Source organism: Bythopirellula superficialaquae, from assembly GCF_059632245.1.
On the sequence record NZ_CP197426.1, the window covers coordinates 834,368 to 851,096 of the forward strand.

General features: G+C 52.3%; 18 protein-coding genes. 6 read left to right on the forward strand and 12 right to left on the reverse strand.

The annotated features are described in order from the left end of the window. Window positions 1–80: 80 nt before the first annotated feature. Together SH678x_RS03465 and SH678x_RS03470 are read right to left on the reverse strand one after the other, a co-directional pair. Window positions 81–1,226, reverse strand: coding sequence for a response regulator (locus SH678x_RS03465; protein ID WP_496921489.1), 1,146 nt, complete (start codon window positions 1,224–1,226; stop codon window positions 81–83). Window positions 1,227–2,116: 890 nt separating this feature from the next. Continuing rightward, entirely contained in the window at window positions 2,117–2,866 is a 750-nt protein-coding gene (locus SH678x_RS03470) for a glucose 1-dehydrogenase (RefSeq protein WP_496921490.1), read from the reverse strand. A 149-nt stretch (window positions 2,867–3,015) separates the two neighbouring features. Between SH678x_RS03470 and SH678x_RS03475 the strand changes: the two genes are divergently transcribed. Both SH678x_RS03475 and SH678x_RS03480 read left to right on the forward strand, forming a co-directional pair. Continuing rightward, the gene (locus SH678x_RS03475) at window positions 3,016–3,606 is read left to right on the forward strand and encodes a TetR/AcrR family transcriptional regulator (RefSeq protein WP_496921491.1); all 591 of its coding nucleotides are present in this window, start codon (window positions 3,016–3,018) and stop codon (window positions 3,604–3,606) included. A gap of 222 nt (window positions 3,607–3,828) precedes the next feature. Next, window positions 3,829–4,035 carry a hypothetical protein gene (locus tag SH678x_RS03480; protein WP_496921492.1) on the forward strand — a complete coding sequence of 69 codons (207 nt, stop codon included), beginning with the start codon at window positions 3,829–3,831 and terminating at the stop codon, window positions 4,033–4,035. A gap of 132 nt (window positions 4,036–4,167) precedes the next feature. Here the strand turns inward: SH678x_RS03480 and SH678x_RS03485 are convergent, their stop codons facing one another. The 3 genes from SH678x_RS03485 to SH678x_RS03495 all read right to left on the reverse strand — a co-directional run bounded on the left by SH678x_RS03485 (window position 4,168) and on the right by SH678x_RS03495 (window position 7,425). Continuing rightward, the gene (locus SH678x_RS03485; protein ID WP_496921493.1) at window positions 4,168–4,635 is read right to left on the reverse strand and encodes a universal stress protein; all 468 of its coding nucleotides are present in this window, start codon (window positions 4,633–4,635) and stop codon (window positions 4,168–4,170) included. Window positions 4,636–4,794: 159 nt separating this feature from the next. Next, the gene (locus tag SH678x_RS03490; protein ID WP_496921494.1) at window positions 4,795–6,267 is read right to left on the reverse strand and encodes a vitamin K epoxide reductase family protein; all 1,473 of its coding nucleotides are present in this window, start codon (window positions 6,265–6,267) and stop codon (window positions 4,795–4,797) included. Between the two features lie 738 nt (window positions 6,268–7,005). Further along, window positions 7,006–7,425: a DUF7670 domain-containing protein gene (locus SH678x_RS03495; RefSeq protein ID WP_496921495.1), complete on the reverse strand. Its 420-nt coding sequence runs from the start codon at window positions 7,423–7,425 to the stop codon at window positions 7,006–7,008. Between the two features lie 241 nt (window positions 7,426–7,666). Between SH678x_RS03495 and SH678x_RS03500 the strand changes: the two genes are divergently transcribed. The 4 genes from SH678x_RS03500 to SH678x_RS03515 all read left to right on the forward strand — a co-directional run bounded on the left by SH678x_RS03500 (window position 7,667) and on the right by SH678x_RS03515 (window position 11,221). After that, entirely contained in the window at window positions 7,667–8,140 is a 474-nt protein-coding gene (locus SH678x_RS03500; protein ID WP_496921496.1) for a DUF2975 domain-containing protein, read from the forward strand. 10 nt (window positions 8,141–8,150) lie between these two features. Continuing rightward, window positions 8,151–8,351: a helix-turn-helix domain-containing protein gene (locus SH678x_RS03505; RefSeq protein WP_496921497.1), complete on the forward strand. Its 201-nt coding sequence runs from the start codon at window positions 8,151–8,153 to the stop codon at window positions 8,349–8,351. 304 nt (window positions 8,352–8,655) lie between these two features. Further along, a complete protein-coding gene (locus tag SH678x_RS03510; protein ID WP_496921498.1) occupies window positions 8,656–10,272 on the forward strand; it encodes a hypothetical protein in 1,617 nt (538 codons plus the stop codon). A 154-nt stretch (window positions 10,273–10,426) separates the two neighbouring features. Then, window positions 10,427–11,221: an SAM-dependent methyltransferase gene (locus SH678x_RS03515; protein WP_496921499.1), complete on the forward strand. Its 795-nt coding sequence runs from the start codon at window positions 10,427–10,429 to the stop codon at window positions 11,219–11,221. 121 nt (window positions 11,222–11,342) lie between these two features. Here the strand turns inward: SH678x_RS03515 and SH678x_RS03520 are convergent, their stop codons facing one another. The 7 genes from SH678x_RS03520 to SH678x_RS03550 form a co-directional block, all read right to left on the reverse strand. Then, window positions 11,343–12,392, reverse strand: coding sequence for a GDSL-type esterase/lipase family protein (locus SH678x_RS03520; RefSeq protein ID WP_496921500.1), 1,050 nt, complete (start codon window positions 12,390–12,392; stop codon window positions 11,343–11,345). Between the two features lie 48 nt (window positions 12,393–12,440). Beyond that, window positions 12,441–12,632, reverse strand: a complete 192-nt coding sequence (locus tag SH678x_RS03525) for a hypothetical protein (protein ID WP_496921501.1) — start codon at window positions 12,630–12,632, stop codon at window positions 12,441–12,443. Between the two features lie 100 nt (window positions 12,633–12,732). After that, complete coding sequence (locus SH678x_RS03530) at window positions 12,733–12,888, reverse strand: hypothetical protein (RefSeq protein ID WP_496921502.1); 156 nt, start codon at window positions 12,886–12,888, stop codon at window positions 12,733–12,735. A gap of 175 nt (window positions 12,889–13,063) precedes the next feature. Further along, the gene (rsgA, locus tag SH678x_RS03535) at window positions 13,064–14,047 is read right to left on the reverse strand and encodes a ribosome small subunit-dependent GTPase A (protein WP_496921503.1); all 984 of its coding nucleotides are present in this window, start codon (window positions 14,045–14,047) and stop codon (window positions 13,064–13,066) included. 139 nt (window positions 14,048–14,186) lie between these two features. After that, the gene (locus SH678x_RS03540) at window positions 14,187–14,840 is read right to left on the reverse strand and encodes a pyridoxamine 5'-phosphate oxidase family protein (RefSeq protein WP_496921504.1); all 654 of its coding nucleotides are present in this window, start codon (window positions 14,838–14,840) and stop codon (window positions 14,187–14,189) included. 18 nt (window positions 14,841–14,858) lie between these two features. Next, on the reverse strand, window positions 14,859–15,839 hold the full coding sequence (locus SH678x_RS03545) for an alpha/beta fold hydrolase (protein WP_496921505.1): 981 nt from the start codon (window positions 15,837–15,839) through the stop codon (window positions 14,859–14,861). Window positions 15,840–16,036: 197 nt separating this feature from the next. After that, window positions 16,037–16,702, reverse strand: a complete 666-nt coding sequence (locus tag SH678x_RS03550) for a DNA alkylation repair protein (RefSeq protein WP_496921506.1) — start codon at window positions 16,700–16,702, stop codon at window positions 16,037–16,039. Between the last annotated feature and the right edge of the window lie 27 nt (window positions 16,703–16,729).

The following is a 16,729-nucleotide window of genomic DNA, read 5'->3' on the forward strand; positions in this document are numbered from 1 at the left end:
GCCAATCGCGTCACCGCGCCAATAACAAGAACGCTCGATTCGTCATCAACCAATCAATGCCTGATCTGCCGGTGAGGAAGTCATACCGAAACGGCCACGGCGCTTTGACTGATTTCGTCCAGACGAGCCAAGAGATTCGTCTGTTGTTTATCAACTAACGTTTCGTCAGGATTCTCCAAGGAAATTTCCCGCAGTTGTTCGTAGTTGGCTAAAAATAAGGTCAACAAATGGGGATCAAAATGCGTGGCCAAACCGCGTCGCATGATTTCGAGAACAAGTTCTTCAGACATCGCCGGTCGATAAACTCGATCGTGACTGATGGCATCATAAACGTCGACGATGGAAACGATGCGAGCCGCTTCAGAAATTTTTTCTCCTGCCAGGCGCTGAGGATAACCTGCACCGTCCCAACGCTCGTGGTGGGAATGAGCGATTTTTTCCGCCAGTTGGAGAACAGGCGAGCTTGAGTCAGCCAGCATCCGTGCACCGATAACCGTATGTTGTTTCATTTGCTCGAACTCAGCCTCGGTCAGCTTCCCACGCTTGAGGAGAATAGCATCGGAGATGCCAATTTTGCCCACGTCGTGCATGGGGGCCGCCATGCGGAGCTGCTCGGCTTCGGCTTCCGACCAGCCAGCGCACAGGGCCAAATATTCGCTCAACAGTCCCGTGCGGCGAATGTGCGCTCCGGTTTCTTCGTCGCGGCAGGATGAAGCGATTACCAGGCGATGAATCGTTTCTTCTTGTGCCTGCCGCAATTCGACCGTTTGTTCGCGAACACGTCGCTCGAGCATGAACAAGTGTTCGCGACGTTCTTTCACCAATTGTGCCCGTTCCCAGGCTTGCTGGACACGAAACAAATATTCTTGGCTTTGGATCGGCTTGAGCGAATAGTCGACAGCGCCCTTCGTCAACGCATCGATCGCACGTTGGGTATCGATCAAGGCCGTGAGCATAACTACTGAAACATCGGGGTAGCTCTTCGTTATTTCCTGAAGCAGCCAAATGCCGTTTTGGCCAGGCATATTGAGGTCGGTCGTCACGACCTGCACGGGGTGATTGCATAAAACTTCGAGGGCCTGGCTGGCATTGGCGGCCGCCAAGCAGTGCCAGCCGGCACCTTTGAGCCAGCGGACCAATAAATTACGCAGTGTTCCGTCATCGTCCACCACTAGGATAGTGCGATTCTCGGGTTCCATTTCCGACCAGTTCAATTTGCCAGACATAGTTCGTGATCCAACGCATCGCGAATAATGGTGAGTAACTTTTCAGGATCAAATGGTTTTTGGACGATTCGCAACGAGTCCTCGGCGGTGCAGGATAGTTTCTGTCCCGTTGCCCTTCATGTTATGTCTCTTACTCTCGATGCTCTGGAGGAATTTGCACAACTTGGACAGTAGCCCGAGTCTCTTCACGGCTTCAATAAAATCTTCGCACGCCATAGGTTTAGTGATAGACACGCTATTCGCGGACCCATCCAAGCAGGCGGGGCAGGGCGATGCCGAGTGAAACACCAGGCTGTCAGCGGGTTCATGGCCACGAATCCTGGCAGAATGCGTTTGAGCAAGTCAAAGTGAAGCGCCCATCCCAACAGAACCAATCCGTCAACAAAGATAGTTGTCAAACTGCTAAATAGGATGCAGCGTTCTGTCTTCGGAGATACTAAGTTCACGACGACCCTTTCACTGGTGAACGACGGCCATTGTCAGAGTCGTCTGCCCAAAGATGTTATATCCAAGTACGTCGAGAGAATCGGGGTATCTCTCCCGTCGGCAAGTTTGGAAAGTTTACTCCACTTGAAAGGCTACGTTGCTCCAAAGAGGAGTCAAAACCTCTAATGCGATGTTATGGAAAAAGGGTAACAGCCTTCAATTCAAGGACATAGTCTTCATAGCGAGATTGACGGATATGAAGCGCAAAGGTTGTCACGAAACGACCAGCCTAGTGGTAAATACCACACCTGAGGTTCGACAACGGTTAAAAAATACCGCCAGTAAGCAGCTAGAGAGGTGACCATCGGTCAACTCTATAGCATCATTCATCGAATTACTAGCTGCGATCTAGCAATCCTTTGTGATGCTAGATATGCGTAGGAATGGGATGATCTCGAACTGCTTTATCGCATGCCACCCGAGATGAAGAGCGTCTCGCCCGTGATCCACGCAGCATCGTCCGACGCCAAGAAGGCGACCGCGGGGGCAATGTCTTTGGGCTGACCGATGCGGCCCAGCGGTGTGGCGGCTTCGGTTTGTTTGCGCATGTCGCTGTCGTGGATGCCCGCGGTATGTGTGCCTTCTGTTTCCACCATGCCGGGATTAATGGAATTCACGCGAATCTTGCGCGAGCCCAGTTCGTGGGCCAGGCAGCGCGTGGCCGCGTCGACGGCTGCTTTGGTGCCGCAGTAGACCGAGGCATTGGGAAATGCTGCGGTGGCGGCTACCGAGCTGATGTTGATCACGGCCCCACCGTTAGCACCGAAATGTTTGGCGGCCTCTTGCGTGGTGAGCAACAAACCGAGCACGTTCAGGTTGAATTGCTTGTGAAAATGTTCCGCGGTGATTTCACCGAGCGGGGCGAATTCGTAAACGCCGGCGTTGTTGACCAGGATATCGACTTTACTGAATGCCTTTTTCGTTTCCTCAAAGAGCCGCTTGATGTCGGCCTGTTCCGAGACATTGGCCTGCACGGCGACGGCCTTGCCTCCTTTCTCTTTGATTTGCTCAACGACCCGGTCCGCGCCGGCTTTACTGGAGGAATAATTCACGACGACCGACGCGCCGGCCGCCGCGAGTTCTAACGCGATTTCCGCGCCGATTCCTTTGGAGGCTCCTGTGACGACCGCGACTTTACCATTTAAGTTGGGCATTGCAATTTCTCCTGGCTCTGTGCCAAATCGAGGGGGGTGACCGCCTTTTGTGTACCGTTCGGTATATTTTTAGCGGCCTGGACAAATCGGGTCAAGTGGCATATTGTATCAGTAGGTACAAAATTAATATTTCTGACGCGATTGTCATCATGGCTGCCGGTAGACCACGAAATTTCGATATGGATCAAGCTCTCGACCAGGCTCTGCGGGTCTTTTGGGAGAAGGGTTACGAGGGGGCTTCGCTTCCCGATCTCACCGAGGCGATGGGGATCAACCGGCCCAGCTTGTATGCCGCGTTTGGCAATAAAGAAGAGCTCTTTCGCAAGGCGCTCGATCGCTACGAAACGGGGCCCACGGCGTTTGTCGCACGGGCCCTCGAAGAACCGACCGCCCGCCAGGTGGCTGATCGGTTGCTGAAAGAGGGCATCAACATGGTCACTCACCCCGATCATCCAGGGGGATGTTTGGCGGTGCAGGGGGCCTTGGTCTGCGGCGACGACGCACAGCCAATTCGCGAAGAATTGGAGCGCCGCCGGAAAGCGGGGGAAGTCTTGATTCGCAAACGATTTCAACGCGCGAAGGCGGAAGGGGATTTACCTGCGGATGTGGAGCCCAACGACTTGGCCCGGTATGTGACGACGGTGATGCGCGGGCTGGCCGTCCAAGCCGCCGGGGGCGCCACGCGGAAAGAGCTGCTGCGCGTGGCGGAGCTCGCCATGCAAGCGTGGCCCTCGAAGTAGCGATTTGCGGGCAGAGGCAACAAAAATTTGTGATTGATAGCGGTACTGGCAGTGAAAAATCTTCGTCTTAAACGGTTGAAATTCATAGAGTTGCGATCATTTTTGCCCAACCCCTCCAATTTCTGTCGCGGCGAAGCGAAAAATTGATTACTTAAACCGAAATCCTGTGTCTGATAATTAATTAATGAACATAAACGTGAGAGAATGAGTTCGGAGGACATTATGAACGCCAAAAAGAATCGAATACCTATCCCCCCGCAGTTTCGCCACACCCGGCGCGAAGCTTGGCGGTTGCTCGCCCGGATCCGCCAGGATCAGCTGGACGCCGCGATCGCTGGCCACTTCGCCGAGTCGGCCTTCTACGCGACGGAAGCGCGTGTGTTGCGTGAGCAACTGGAAAATCAGGACGCGCTGTTCATCTCGGCCTGAAGAGCCGCTGAGGCGGATTGAAACTATCGAACAAACGAGAAGCGAGTGCTTGGCCTTGGGGCTGGGCGCTCGCTTTGTTGTTGGTAGGGGTGTTACTTAACGCGTCCTTATAGCAAGACAATCCGCGTTCGCTCACTTGCGCACGACCATTACGGGGCACTCGGCGATACGAATCACATGATCGGCCACGCTCCCTAAAAATGCCTTTCCGAGTGCACTACGGCCATGTGTGCCCATCACGATCAGGTCGACGTCGTGAGTTGATGCGTAAGCAGCGATTTCGCTCGATGGTCGGCCTTCGATAACTGCAGTCTCAAAATTCGAAGGCTTCTCTGGCAACTTAGCCACCTCTGCACCCAGCTTGTGTTGCGCTTCTTCGGTCAGAGAAGCCAAGGCACTCGTTCTGTCGCCAGCTTGGTCGGCCGCGAGGGCTAAGTGTTCGAGTGTGTCCAAACCAAGCAGGGTCTCAGAAACACTTTGGGTAAAGATCACATGCAGCAGGGTGAGCCGTGCGCCACTGAGCGCCGCAAGCTTGGCGCCCTCGCGGAGCGCTGACTCTGAGGTTTCACTAAAGTCCGTGGCTACCAAGATATGTTTCATGGACCCGATTCCAGACAAAGAATTCAACGAAAAGAGTTGCTAGTTAAGCGTAGTCCGTGGTTGTGGTGAGGTCAATCGTCAGCTGTGATCACAGTGATGTCAGAAATCTGTATGAAAAACTGGAGTAGAATTCGAACTTCGTGCTACCTTTTTGCCGTATTATTTTGACTCTTGGCGAATCAGTTCGATTAATCCATCGACAGATGTGTACTCGCCCACAACAGTCGTGCGGAGAAACATCAGCTTAGGGATCGTTCCTGCTCCTACTTTTTTGTAGATCTCGACATGGCTATCTACATATCGCTTAGGAATTCCTGATGCTAATTCGTTATCTAGTTTTGTTATGCCAACTAGTTTCGCTGCTCTTTCCTTTGCAACATCATAACTCGGAGCTTGAGGGCCTTCGAACAGCCAATCATGGTAGGGTGCGAAACAAGTTTTATCGACTCGCCAAACTGCCACAGCCAAGTTCGCCAAGTTGCATGATTCCTCTTTTTTGCCATCTATCTCTTGCATGATCGGAGTGCAAGCTGGAGTGATCGGTATAGGTAAACACACGACCGCCAATTCTTCGCCCAACTTCTTTTTGGCACTTGCGATAGCTTGGTGTGTTTTACGACAAGACAGACAGTGATAGTCGAATAGCTCAACGAAAACATACTTGGCATTGGTCGAGCCACTTAGGGGCCACTGATCGATATCTAAGGTGATGTGCCCTCCCTGAATTCCTATGAGTCGGCGGTCTGCCAGTTTCTGCTCACTGGCTTCGACTACTAGGAGGATTGGGGATAGAATTCTTGGCACAGCAACAATCCCATGCGTTAAGATATATGCAAATTGTGATTTAGAGGTTTCAAAAACCGAGGATTGATCATCATGCAACGGACCTTCAAGTAATTTGGCATCCGGCTCTGTATCGTTGAAATTCATTTCTATTGGTGGAGCAAACTCCAATTGCTCGGACTCAATCTCGGAGGGGGGAGTAAACCTCTCGATCCGGTGCGTTTCTGGCGTTCGAGTAAATATTTGACCGACGACCAGTGCGGAAAATCCAGTGACACTCAAGGCAGCAGTTGCTAACTTCGCCCGTTTCCTCAGCGGAGCGGCAATCAACATCGTAACGGCCGCGACCAGACCGCAGGTATGAGCGATCATGCAGTAGAGACAAATGGCTTTGAGCACGAGCAATTGAAGTATCACAAACCAGACTCCACTCAGCCCTGCCGCAAACGCCGTCGCAGTAACCACAAGCCAGCCAATATTTCGCTTGGATTGGCCAAACCAACTAGTCGACCCTACGACTAAACCAATTGCCATCGTCGAATAAAGGCCCAAAGCTAAAAGGCTCACTGGAACGCCAAGCCACAGAGCCCAACGGCTTTGAGCGACATGACCGCAGTCGACCCATCCACCGTTACTTCCGCACCCTGCTATTTCAGAAGAAGTTAAATGAGTCCACAGCAAATAGCCACTTGTACCAGTCGCCACGATGATACACAGGGTCAACACGAGCGTGACTGGCCAGCTCGGCAATGACTGCATCTCGCTAAAGAACAACCGGTTGACCGCGGAGACAACCGGAATGTTGTTTGCGTTATCGCGTTTCAAAATCGTTGAACATGCTGTAATCATAATTTTTAGGTGGAAAAGAATGCTTTCAAAGCCTTAAGCACATTCCTTTCATAAATTCCGCAAGTGTCAAACATCAGTCTTGTCGCTGCAGTTTGCTGCCACACCGAGAACGACGCCAGTCACGGCTATTGAAATGTCTGCTGCTAATTGGCAGTGACATCTCTTGCACTATATCGAGAAAGCCAACACGCCTACATAGCACTGATTTGAAGCAACTCATTAAAAGTTGCTTTCGCAGCAAATTGTTGTCTCATTATCAGGATCCTCTGCGGACTGTTAGGCGAAACTTCTGTCTGGTTTAGATTCTGTAATGTGTATACTTAGGTCAGTGATTTCGTGCGTTTCCGCACATGTATCGCTGGGCTAAGTTAACTGTTCATGGGTTTTCGAGATTCACAAATTCTCATAAGCAGAATAAGCAAGATCTGTGCCCGCAATCACACACCGAATCTGACACCGACATTCGTCGTAGCCTTGATATCGTTAATGTCGTGATTCTGTTTAATGAAATCTTGTGCCGGACTCTTTTTTGGCGGCACTCCTCCTGCCTGCAATCTTTATGCTGGTCATATGTGTTATTGCCTCATGGAGCCGCTGATTGCATGTTAGCGTCAGACCTCAGTGGACGATTTTCGTACTGCTAGGCTAATGCGATCGTTAACATGTCAGGTATGAGTTGCGAGTGCCAAGACAAATTGTTGCTTGATGCACGGGGGGGCGTGTCGAGGATTATAGGCGTCAAGCCATATCATGATGGCGGCTTTCGCTATGTCGAAGGTAGGAGTGCAATAGAAATAAAACGGCAGCAATTGGAATAAGGATTCCCGGAAACAGCAGCACCTTCCAATTCAGCGTTGCCCCAATCACAATGGCAGTTAGTGTGACAATTGCACCTATTCGCTCCCACTTGAAAGAAAGTCCCAAACCCAGAAGGGAGCCGACCATCGCTGAAATACCGGCATAGTCCTGCAAATTCAAATCACGCGACTGTGATCCGGCATCTCCAACTAGATGTGCGATGATCATGAAGCCCCAAAAACCAAGGATCAGAACGGCTAACATACGAGCAATCCAGAGGATTATCGCCGACGCGAATGCGGACATAGAAAATACTTTCATGATTTCAACTGAAACGATGTTTCCTGTAACTTGGACCAACTAATTCCATCTATGTTTCTATGAGATATGTTCAGCGATCCTGGAAGGCAATTCGTCCCTTCCTAGGCTTTCTTGGCGTAGGGTATTCGATACGATTTTTACGATATATTACGATAAAAATATATCGACAAACGATAAATTTAGCGTATAATGCATTGGCCAAGCCAACTTTTGGGAACTTGTCCCCTCAGGTCGTCCACGCGTGGTATCCGGTTCTTTGTACTTCTCAGAAGGTGCCGCCATGCAAAGAAGCTCAACGATATTTCTTCAAGCAGTGATCGTGCTCATCGGCCTCGGTGTGTTGGCCCTGATGCTTTTTGAGCCGCAGGTTGAAGGCCGAAACGCAAACGCGACGCAATTTGAGGTCTATTTCCAAGACCCCATGCTGGCGTATGCGTATATTGCGTCGATTCCTTTTTTCGTGACGCTCTATCAGGCATTCAAGTTGTTGCGATATGCCAGGCAGAACCAGATGTTCTCGCAAGAGGCCGTGAAGGCTTTGTGGATTATCAAATATTGTGCGCTTGCCCTGATCGGTTTCGTTGTGGTTGGCGAGATTTTCATTTTGCTCAGCGACAGCCATGAGCCGCCGGCTATTGTCATTGGCGTCTTAACGATCTTCGGTTCGATCGTGATCGCCACCGCGGCCGCGATGTTTGAACGGATTTTGCAAAATGCCGTGGATATCAAATCCGAGAACGACTTAACGGTCTAACGAGTGCGACATGGCAATCATTATTAACATCGACGTCATGTTGGCGAAGCGGAAGATGAGCGTCACGGAACTTGCCGAGAAAGTCGGCATCACGATGGCCAACATTTCCGTCTTGAAAAACGGCAAGGCGAAGGCGATTCGGCTCTCAACACTGGACGCAATTTGCAAAGCACTCGAATGCCAACCGGGGGATATTTTGGAATATCGATAGGATTTGCAGTAGCAAGTCCGCAGAAGAGGCACTCATTTGGCCAGATGATCAAAAGAGATAATGAGGGTGCGTCAATTTTATCGACGGTTCAATCGTTCACGAACTTTTTGAAATCCTGCCTATTCTTGGCGGTTGTCCTTAGTGGCGCATTAAGCATTTCTTTGCACATCTGCAAATATCTCCCGTCGCGTCTTTCAGGCATGGTTGCCTGCGATAATTAAGCTCTTACGCCTGTAACATGCCCGGCGTCTGTGCGCTTCTCCTTCTGTGAGCCATCAGAAACGTTTTGCACGGGAGCTAAGCCATGCTTCATCTTCTCCGAACCCTACGCCGTTCTTCTGGATCGAAGTCTTTAAGCTTCGAGACGCTTGAAACTCGGCAAATGATGTCGGCTACGTCGTTGACGGCCACAGCTTTTGGGGAATCCTCGAAAACTGGCTCAGACTACGTGTCTTCGGCGACAATTCCAGCGCTCAACAGTTTGCCTGGTGCACCGGCGACGATTTACCTCGACTTTAACGGACATTTCCAGAGCACGCCGGCAATCCAAGGATTTCAACCGAACTTGGCATCTAGCGAGTTTACGGTCGACAATCTCGCCACCAATCCCATGGCGCGAATCAACGTCATCAGCGAGATCTGGGCCCACGTGGCTGAAGATTACGCGCCGTTTAACATTAATGTGACGACCGTCGATCCACGGAACTTTGCACATTCCTCACACAATCTGCGAGTCGTCATTACGAGTGATTCAGCTCCCGAAGAAGATCTTGGTGGGCTTTCCATGAAAAACTCGTTTACCGATCGTAAATGGGAGAATGTTGTCTATGTATTTACCCGCCCGCAAGCCGATTCCACGACCGAGTTGCCTGGAGTGCGAAAGTCGAGTTTCATTGCCAAGGTCGCTTCCCACGAAGCAGGGCATGCTTTTGGTTTGGAGCATCAATCCTTGATTAATGGCAACACGCTCGTCGAGGAGTATCATCCGGGCGAGGCGAATAAGGGCCCCATTATGGGCAATCCTAGCACCGACAAACGAACGATTTGGTGGCGCGGCAAAGATGACCATGGCAACATGCAGGACGACATGGCGATTATCGCGAGCGCGACAAATGGATTTGGATATCGACCAGACGAGATCGGAACTTCGTTTGCCGAACCGCAGCAATTGACGACGATCGACCCGGAATTTGCCACTCTGGTGGCCAATGGTGTGATTAGCTCGACTAACGACACCGACTTCTATCGCTTCAATTGGGGAGGTGGCCAAGCGATTATTAATTTGGAAGTCGGCACGCACGGATTCTTTGGCACGGAGAATCTCGATGCGAAACTGGAACTTTATCGTGGCGGGACGACGTCGGCCCCTCTAATCAAGAGTGACGCGCCGACGTCCTCGAACGGTGCACAGATCCTTGTGCAAAACCTTGAAGCAGGAATTTACTATCTCAAAGTTGGTAGCCAAGGAAATTACGGCGACGTGGGACAGTACAGGCTTCAGCTGATCGACAATAATGGTCCACGTGTCGTGAGTGCTAAGATCGACCAGATCACGCCGAGCTCGATAAGCATGTTGGTAACATTCAACAAAGAGATCGATGCCGCTTCGTTTACGACGGCTGACATCAAGGCCACCGGCGTCAGTGTCCTGAGCATTATCCCAACGAACGACCCTTGGACGTTCCGCGTGCAACTTGTCCCCACGGGCAGTTCGGGTGTGTGGAGCTTTACCGTCGGTCCCAACATTAGTGATCGGTTCGGCAATCTGATGGATCAGAACGGCGATGGAGATCAGGGACAGGCCGACGACTTGTTCACTTTCAGAAATCAAACCGGAACAAGCCCAGGTGGGACACCCACCAAAGCAAAAAAGAGCCTTCTAAACTCGTCGATGGTTGATCTGGCATTCGATCGCTATTAGTCTCACTAGGCGACTCCGGCGGGCGTGTCTGATCAGAAACGGTTTAATATTTCAAGAAATTTTGAACTGAGCGTAACCTTCGCAGCCGTGTTTGTGTCCAACGTGCGATCTTTTACCCTCTAGGAGAATCACTTTGCCTATCGACTCTCGTCTGATGTCTGATCGTTTTCCGCGCGCCAGAGCTTACAATCCCGAGTGGGTGCTCAATAGCGTGAGCGGTGGAGCCAATTCGCTGTGGCTCACCGAGTGGCTGTGCGAAGGACTCGACCTGAAGCCCGGCATGCGGGTGCTTTATTTGGGGTGTGGGCGTGCACTGTCTTCGATTTTCCTGCACCGTGAGTTCGGCGTCGAAGTGTGGGCGACCGATTTATGGTTCAGTGCGTCTGAAAACATCCGGCGTATTCGAGACGCTGGGGCTCAGAATGGTGTGTTTCCGATTTCCGCGGATGCGCGGTCGTTGCCGTTTTCAGAAAATTTCTTCGATGCGGTCGTGTCCATCGACTCGTTCATGTTTTATGGCACCGACGACCTGTACATGAATTATTTGGCGCGGTTCGTCAAACCGGGCGGCCCCGTGGCAATAGCGATGGCTGGCTACACACACGAAATGAACGAGCCAATCCCCGAGCATCTGTCGGAATGGTGGACCAACGAAATGGCGCACTGCATGCACTCTGCCGACTGGTGGCGGAATCATTGGGAGCGAGGCGGTGCGGTGGAAGTTGCTGTAGCAGATACACTCGCCGATGGCTGGCGATACTGGCTGGATTGGCTCAAGCTGATCGCCCCTGAAAACGAGAGCGAGATTCGCACCTTGGAAGCGGATGCGGGTCGTTCGTTCGGTTACGTCCGCGCGATTAGCCATCGCCGCGAGGACGCAAAGTTGTTCGATCCGCTGCTGAAAATGCCCGAGGCATATACCAAGCATCCGCTACTGCGCTCGACTTGATCACCAGGAGAGGTCTCAGAACATTTGCCCACCCGTGTTGCTTAATCAATGGTGGAATGACGAATTGATAGGCCGACCCACGCCTTGGCCGCTCGAGGGCGCCGACCAGGGCGGTGCGTTTTTAGAGTTTCTGGACGGCTCTATGCCGTTTGGGATATACGCAACCTATCACTGCGAGCGACAGTAGCATCCAAGAAGACGGTTCCGGTATGGCTGTACTCACGGCCCCCTGAGGGGCGCTGCCGAGTTGTTGCTGCCAGGCGAGAAAGTCACGGCCATCGGTGTCGTTGTCGCCATCGAAATCACCACCGTCGTCCTGGCCAAATGATTCTTGCCAGCGGTTTAAGAAATCACCAATTGGATTGACCCCCGCGAGTTGCGCAAGCTCGGCCTCCGTTAGTCGTGCGAGCGGAGTGCTGAAAGGGAACGCTTCGTTGAGAACATCAATCGCAACATTGGCGAGTAAGCCTTGGCCCAATTTCGAGGGATGGATTGCCTCGGCAAACACGCAGAGCTCGCATCCATATTCGGGGCCTAACACCAACTCATTGCCGGCTATTTTGTATTGTTCTGGATTGGCAGCCACATCTTCAAAATAAGAGTAGACATCCACCAGATGCGCGCCATGTGAGTCGGCAAGCGCAGCCAGCCGATCGTTCCACTCCAGCGTGGCCTTAGTGACATTTTCCAGACGCGAATTAAAAATCGTCAACACGTCGCTCACTGGCACGGCCGCCATATCTGGCAAATTGAAAACAAGCACTTCGAGCCCCGCTCCGCGGAGAGTGCCCAAGATCGTATCGACATTACCTTCCAGAGTATCGAGGAAACGGAAGTTGCCACTCTTCACGCCAAAAGGGTTGGCCATGCTGAGGAAAAAATCGTTGCCGCCAATCCATAAGGTGGCCAAGTCTCCCGGGCCGAATTCCGCAGCGGCTTGCGTGTGCTGCCCTTGTCGAATCAATCCACCAGAGGTCGCACCAATGCGAGCCAGTTGGGTGAGGTCCGCATCGAGCCGATCGGCCAAGTGTTCCGAAACCAATGGGCTTCTCAGCCCTAACACATCGTCCAGCAAACTGTCTCCCACGGATACGACATTATTAAAATCAGCTGCTCCAGCAATGTTCACAAAAGTTAGGCACGCGATTGTTAACGTAGAATAAAATTTCACCGTCTTGCTCCTTCATGTCTATTGAGAAACCAACACCGGCGCCATGAGTTACTGTCCTTCACTATGGCCGCGTGAGGCAAAGCGAATATCGTCATGGCTGAATTGAGGGATCGACGCGCGTAAGTCATCCTTGTGCAACCACACAGCACGACGACAGCGCTCCGCTACACTCCAAGCTTCTTGAATCAATCGACAGCCATCGCGAATCTGCAATTGCGTGGGTTCATACTTCTCGGCCATAGGGGCGCTTTCCGGCTAGAACACTTGGTGATGGAAACCTGACAAGTACTGGCATCAGCGAATGCAGATGGCCGCAACTTAAATGCAACTTCGGTTCTGACTAAACCGAGTTGGCCCGTCTGAGTTCAGATGGCCGCACGACGGCTTTCTTAACACCGTCGAAAATTTCCAGGCAATTGTTGCCAGTAATACGTTGCACGACGAATACTTCGCCCGTCTTTACGAGGCGAACAAGCATTTTTGGGAGAAAATACATGGCGGGGCCCTCTCTGTGTCCGGATGTTCCGTGTATCCCTTAGGCAATTCTCGCGCCGTAACGAATTACCTCGCCAGCATGTAGATATTCGCCTCAACTAAAAAAGCCGGCTCCACGCTTCGTGGAACCGGCTCCAGGTCAATAAATAGAATCAGTATCGTTGCCACGATCCCGTTCAGTTCTCTTTACGATAACGGTGTTTGGTCTCGAGGACCGACTTAAAGAACCGGCCCATTTTCCGATCGCGCTCATGACGCTCTGCCAAAGTTCTTGAATTGTGCGCCTGTTCGGCGATGAGTTTCTGGAAGTTGGTAAATCGCCGTAGGTCGAGATCGCCCGCCTCAACGGCTGCTAGCACGGCACAGCCCGCATCGCCGTCGTGATTGCAATTGCTGAAACGGCAGAGTGCGGCAATTTGGACGACATCTTCAAAGACGTGCAGCAGACCGTCTTCGCAAGCTGGTAATTGCAGCTCGCGGATTCCAGGACTATCGACCAAGACGCCACCGCTGGGCAGCAGATGGAGAGACCGTGACGTTGTGGTGTGTCGACCCTTGCCGTCTTTATTGCGAATCTCACCTGTCGCTAGGTTGCCCGCCCCCAGGGAGTTGGCGAGAGTCGACTTTCCCACGCCGGATGAACCTAAGAGAGCCACAGTTTGTCCCGGACCGCACCAAGCAGTCAGCGCTTCTGCCTGAACAGACTCGCGTGCATCAAGAGTTTCAACTAACAGTCCGGCATGAATCTGCTCGACATGTCGCCGCAACGTGGCAGGGTCGCCACAAAGATCCCCCTTAGTCAAAATCACGACGGGAGTTGCCCCGGATTGAATTGTCAGTGCCAGATATCTTTCGATACGTGACAAGTTGAAATCCTCGTTGCACGAACTGACGATGAAGATCGTGTCGACGTTTGCTGCGAGAAGCTGAGGTTTTACTTCCTCGCCCGAGGCTTTGCGATACAGTAATGTCTGTCGCTCAAGCCGCTCGACGGCACGGTGGTCCTTGGCAGTGAGCACGAGCCAATCACCGACTGCGATTTCACCGACAGATTCGGCAAGCTGCGTCGGAACGCGAAATTCACCTGCCGCCCCCAGCATAAGAACTTGACTTCCATGGTGAGCCGATACACGTGCCACCACCCCAGACTCCAGCATCATGGAGGAGACTTGTTGCTCAAAGAATGGCTTCCATCCAATGTTGCGAAGCGGGAGGTTATCCAAAATATTCGGTCCCCGTTGGTGTGGATATAAGACACACCTGAGGTCCAAGATGTTCGCACTTAGGGACTGCTTTTTGTCATGAGGGACTCTCGTTGGCAGCGAGTTGGGATCTCAGGTGCTTCACTTCCGACTCCAAATCCGCAATCCGCTCTTCGAGTTGTTCGATCAGTGGCGCGATCTGCCGCTGCGAAAAACGCTGGTGAATATGCTGCGAGCAATTCACATCCCAGGCTTCGACGGTAAAGAGAATGACACGTTCCACTTTGCCCGGGTAGTCGGCATCGTGAAGCCGCTGTTCGAGTGTCGCATCCCCTTCGATCACTCGTGCCTTGCCCCAAAGTTTGACGCGCTGGCTGTTCGCATAATCCATCAAGAAGATAAATGCCTGCGGATTTTCCGTAAGATTACCGAGCGTGATGTACTGGCGATTGCCGCCAAAGTCCGCAAAGCCGAGCATGTGCTCGTCGATGACCTTCAGAAATCCTGGCGAGCCGCCGCGATACTGAATATAGGGTTGACCTTGAGCATTCGCGGTGCCCAGATAAAACATATCCAGACTCGAAAGGAATTGTTCGAGCTGGGGTGTGACTGTCGTCTGCCAGCTTCCGCCTTGCTCCATGCGGGCGTAACTTGCCCGCGAGCCCTTTTGACTCTGAATCGTTTTGACGGCTGGGGTAAAGGCGATGTCGCTCGAGAAAGTTTGATCGTCAGCAGGTGGGTGTGCAGACATGGTCGACGTCTTTCGTCGCTAGTGTGCGTCTGACGGAGTCGTCACATGCTTGCCAAGGAAATCTCGCATGTAAGAAGCAATCTCGTCGCCATTGGATTCCAAGGCAAAATGGCCGGCGTCAAGCAAGTGGAATTCCAGCGTTTTGAGATCGCGCTTGTACGGCTCGGCACCTTCGGCTGGAAAAATCTTGTCGTTTTTGCCCCACACGATCAGCATCGGAGGCTGATGATTGCGAAAATATTCTTGCCACTTTGGATAGAGCGGAGGGTTGCTGCCGTAGCTAAGGAACATATCGAGTTGAATTTCGTCGTTGCCCGGACGATCGAGCAGAAACTGGTCGTGGGTCGGGCCGTCGGGGCTGACAAGTTCGAGGTTCTTCACGCCTTCGGTGTATTGCCATTTGGTGGCGTCATAGGTGAGGAGATTGCGAAGGGCATCACGCTTTTCTTTGCTGTCAGGCTCACTCCAGTAGGCTTTAACCGGCTTCCAAAAGTCGTTGTCGATCCCTTCGTCGTAGGCGTTGCCGTTTTGTACAACGATGGCGGTGATCCGATCCGGATGCGCGGAAGCCAGGCGGTAGCCAATCGGCGCGCCGTAGTCCTGCACGTAAAGAGCATACTTTGTCAGCCCGATTTTGTCTGTGAACTCGTCCATCACTTGGGCCACGTTGTCGAAGGTGTACTCGAATTTGTCATGGGCAGGCATCGAGCTGTGGCCATAGCCGGGATAGTCTGGAGCAATCACGTGATACTTGTCCACCAGCGCGGGGATCAGATTGCGAAACATCTGCGAGCTCGTGGGAAAGCCATGCAGCAGTAAAATAGTTGGAGCATCTTTCGGACCGGCCTCACGATAGAAAATATCGAGGTCGCCGACTTTGGCGGTTTTATAAAGCACCTGGGGCGTTTGTTGCGCGAAGATATCGCTTGATGTGCGAAATCCGAACGCCGAAAGTACCAGTAAAGGAATCATGAGGCGTCGTAACGACAGCTTGAGCATTTGATATCTCCAGAGAGGGCGATGTCCAAGTATCGGGGGCAGGATGACTTGCGTGCGAACTTGAGAATTGTAACGGCTGTAATATCAAACCGCCACGATTGGTTTCTAAGTTGCTGAGAGAGCCACTGCTTCAGCCTTTTTGGTGCAGATAGAACTGGTGACAAAAAAGGAGTGCATCCAGCAATGCGCAAAACTCGTCAGCCCTGTCGCTTTACCATGGCGTCGACCCAGGTCGGCACATAAGGGGGAGTGCAACCTTTGGAGACCGGCCAGTCGCGATAGAGGCCGATTTTTTCGCCGATGGCGACTGCACGCTTGCGGAGCTTTGGGTTGTGAATGCCAATCGCGCCGAGCGTGTTGTTCATGGTCCACTGCACGTCGGGGGCTGCCTTGGGCATCTCTTTTTCGATGCGATCGAGGATCGCGGAAAGATCGAAGTCCTCAGTCCCTTTGTTGATGCGGCTAGCGGTGAGATTCCAGCCGGCGCGAGCGGCCCAGCGATCTTTCGCCTTCATCCATTTCTCGCGGAGCGAATCCTTTTCGGGATGTTGGGCGACAACATAGGTGTTGAGCCAATCGGCCACCTGCGCGCAAGTTGTGGAGCGAGTTAGCTTATCGATTTCGCTGGTGGTGAGCGAAGTCGGCTTGATGATGAGCGTCGCCAGGAGTTGCGCTTCGACGTTGCCGGTGTCCCAAAGTTGGAGCGCGAGCTCGTGATCGGTTTTGATCTTCTTGGCCACCGTGCGGAGGTCGCCCAGCTTCACGCCGAACTGATTGTCGGGTGCACCGGCCTTGATGTTGTGCTTCCGCCGTGCCTCGTTGCCGAGGGATTCCAGTTGTGCGAGGATTTCTTTGACGTTCATGCTGGCGATTATACTCACCAGTCGGAG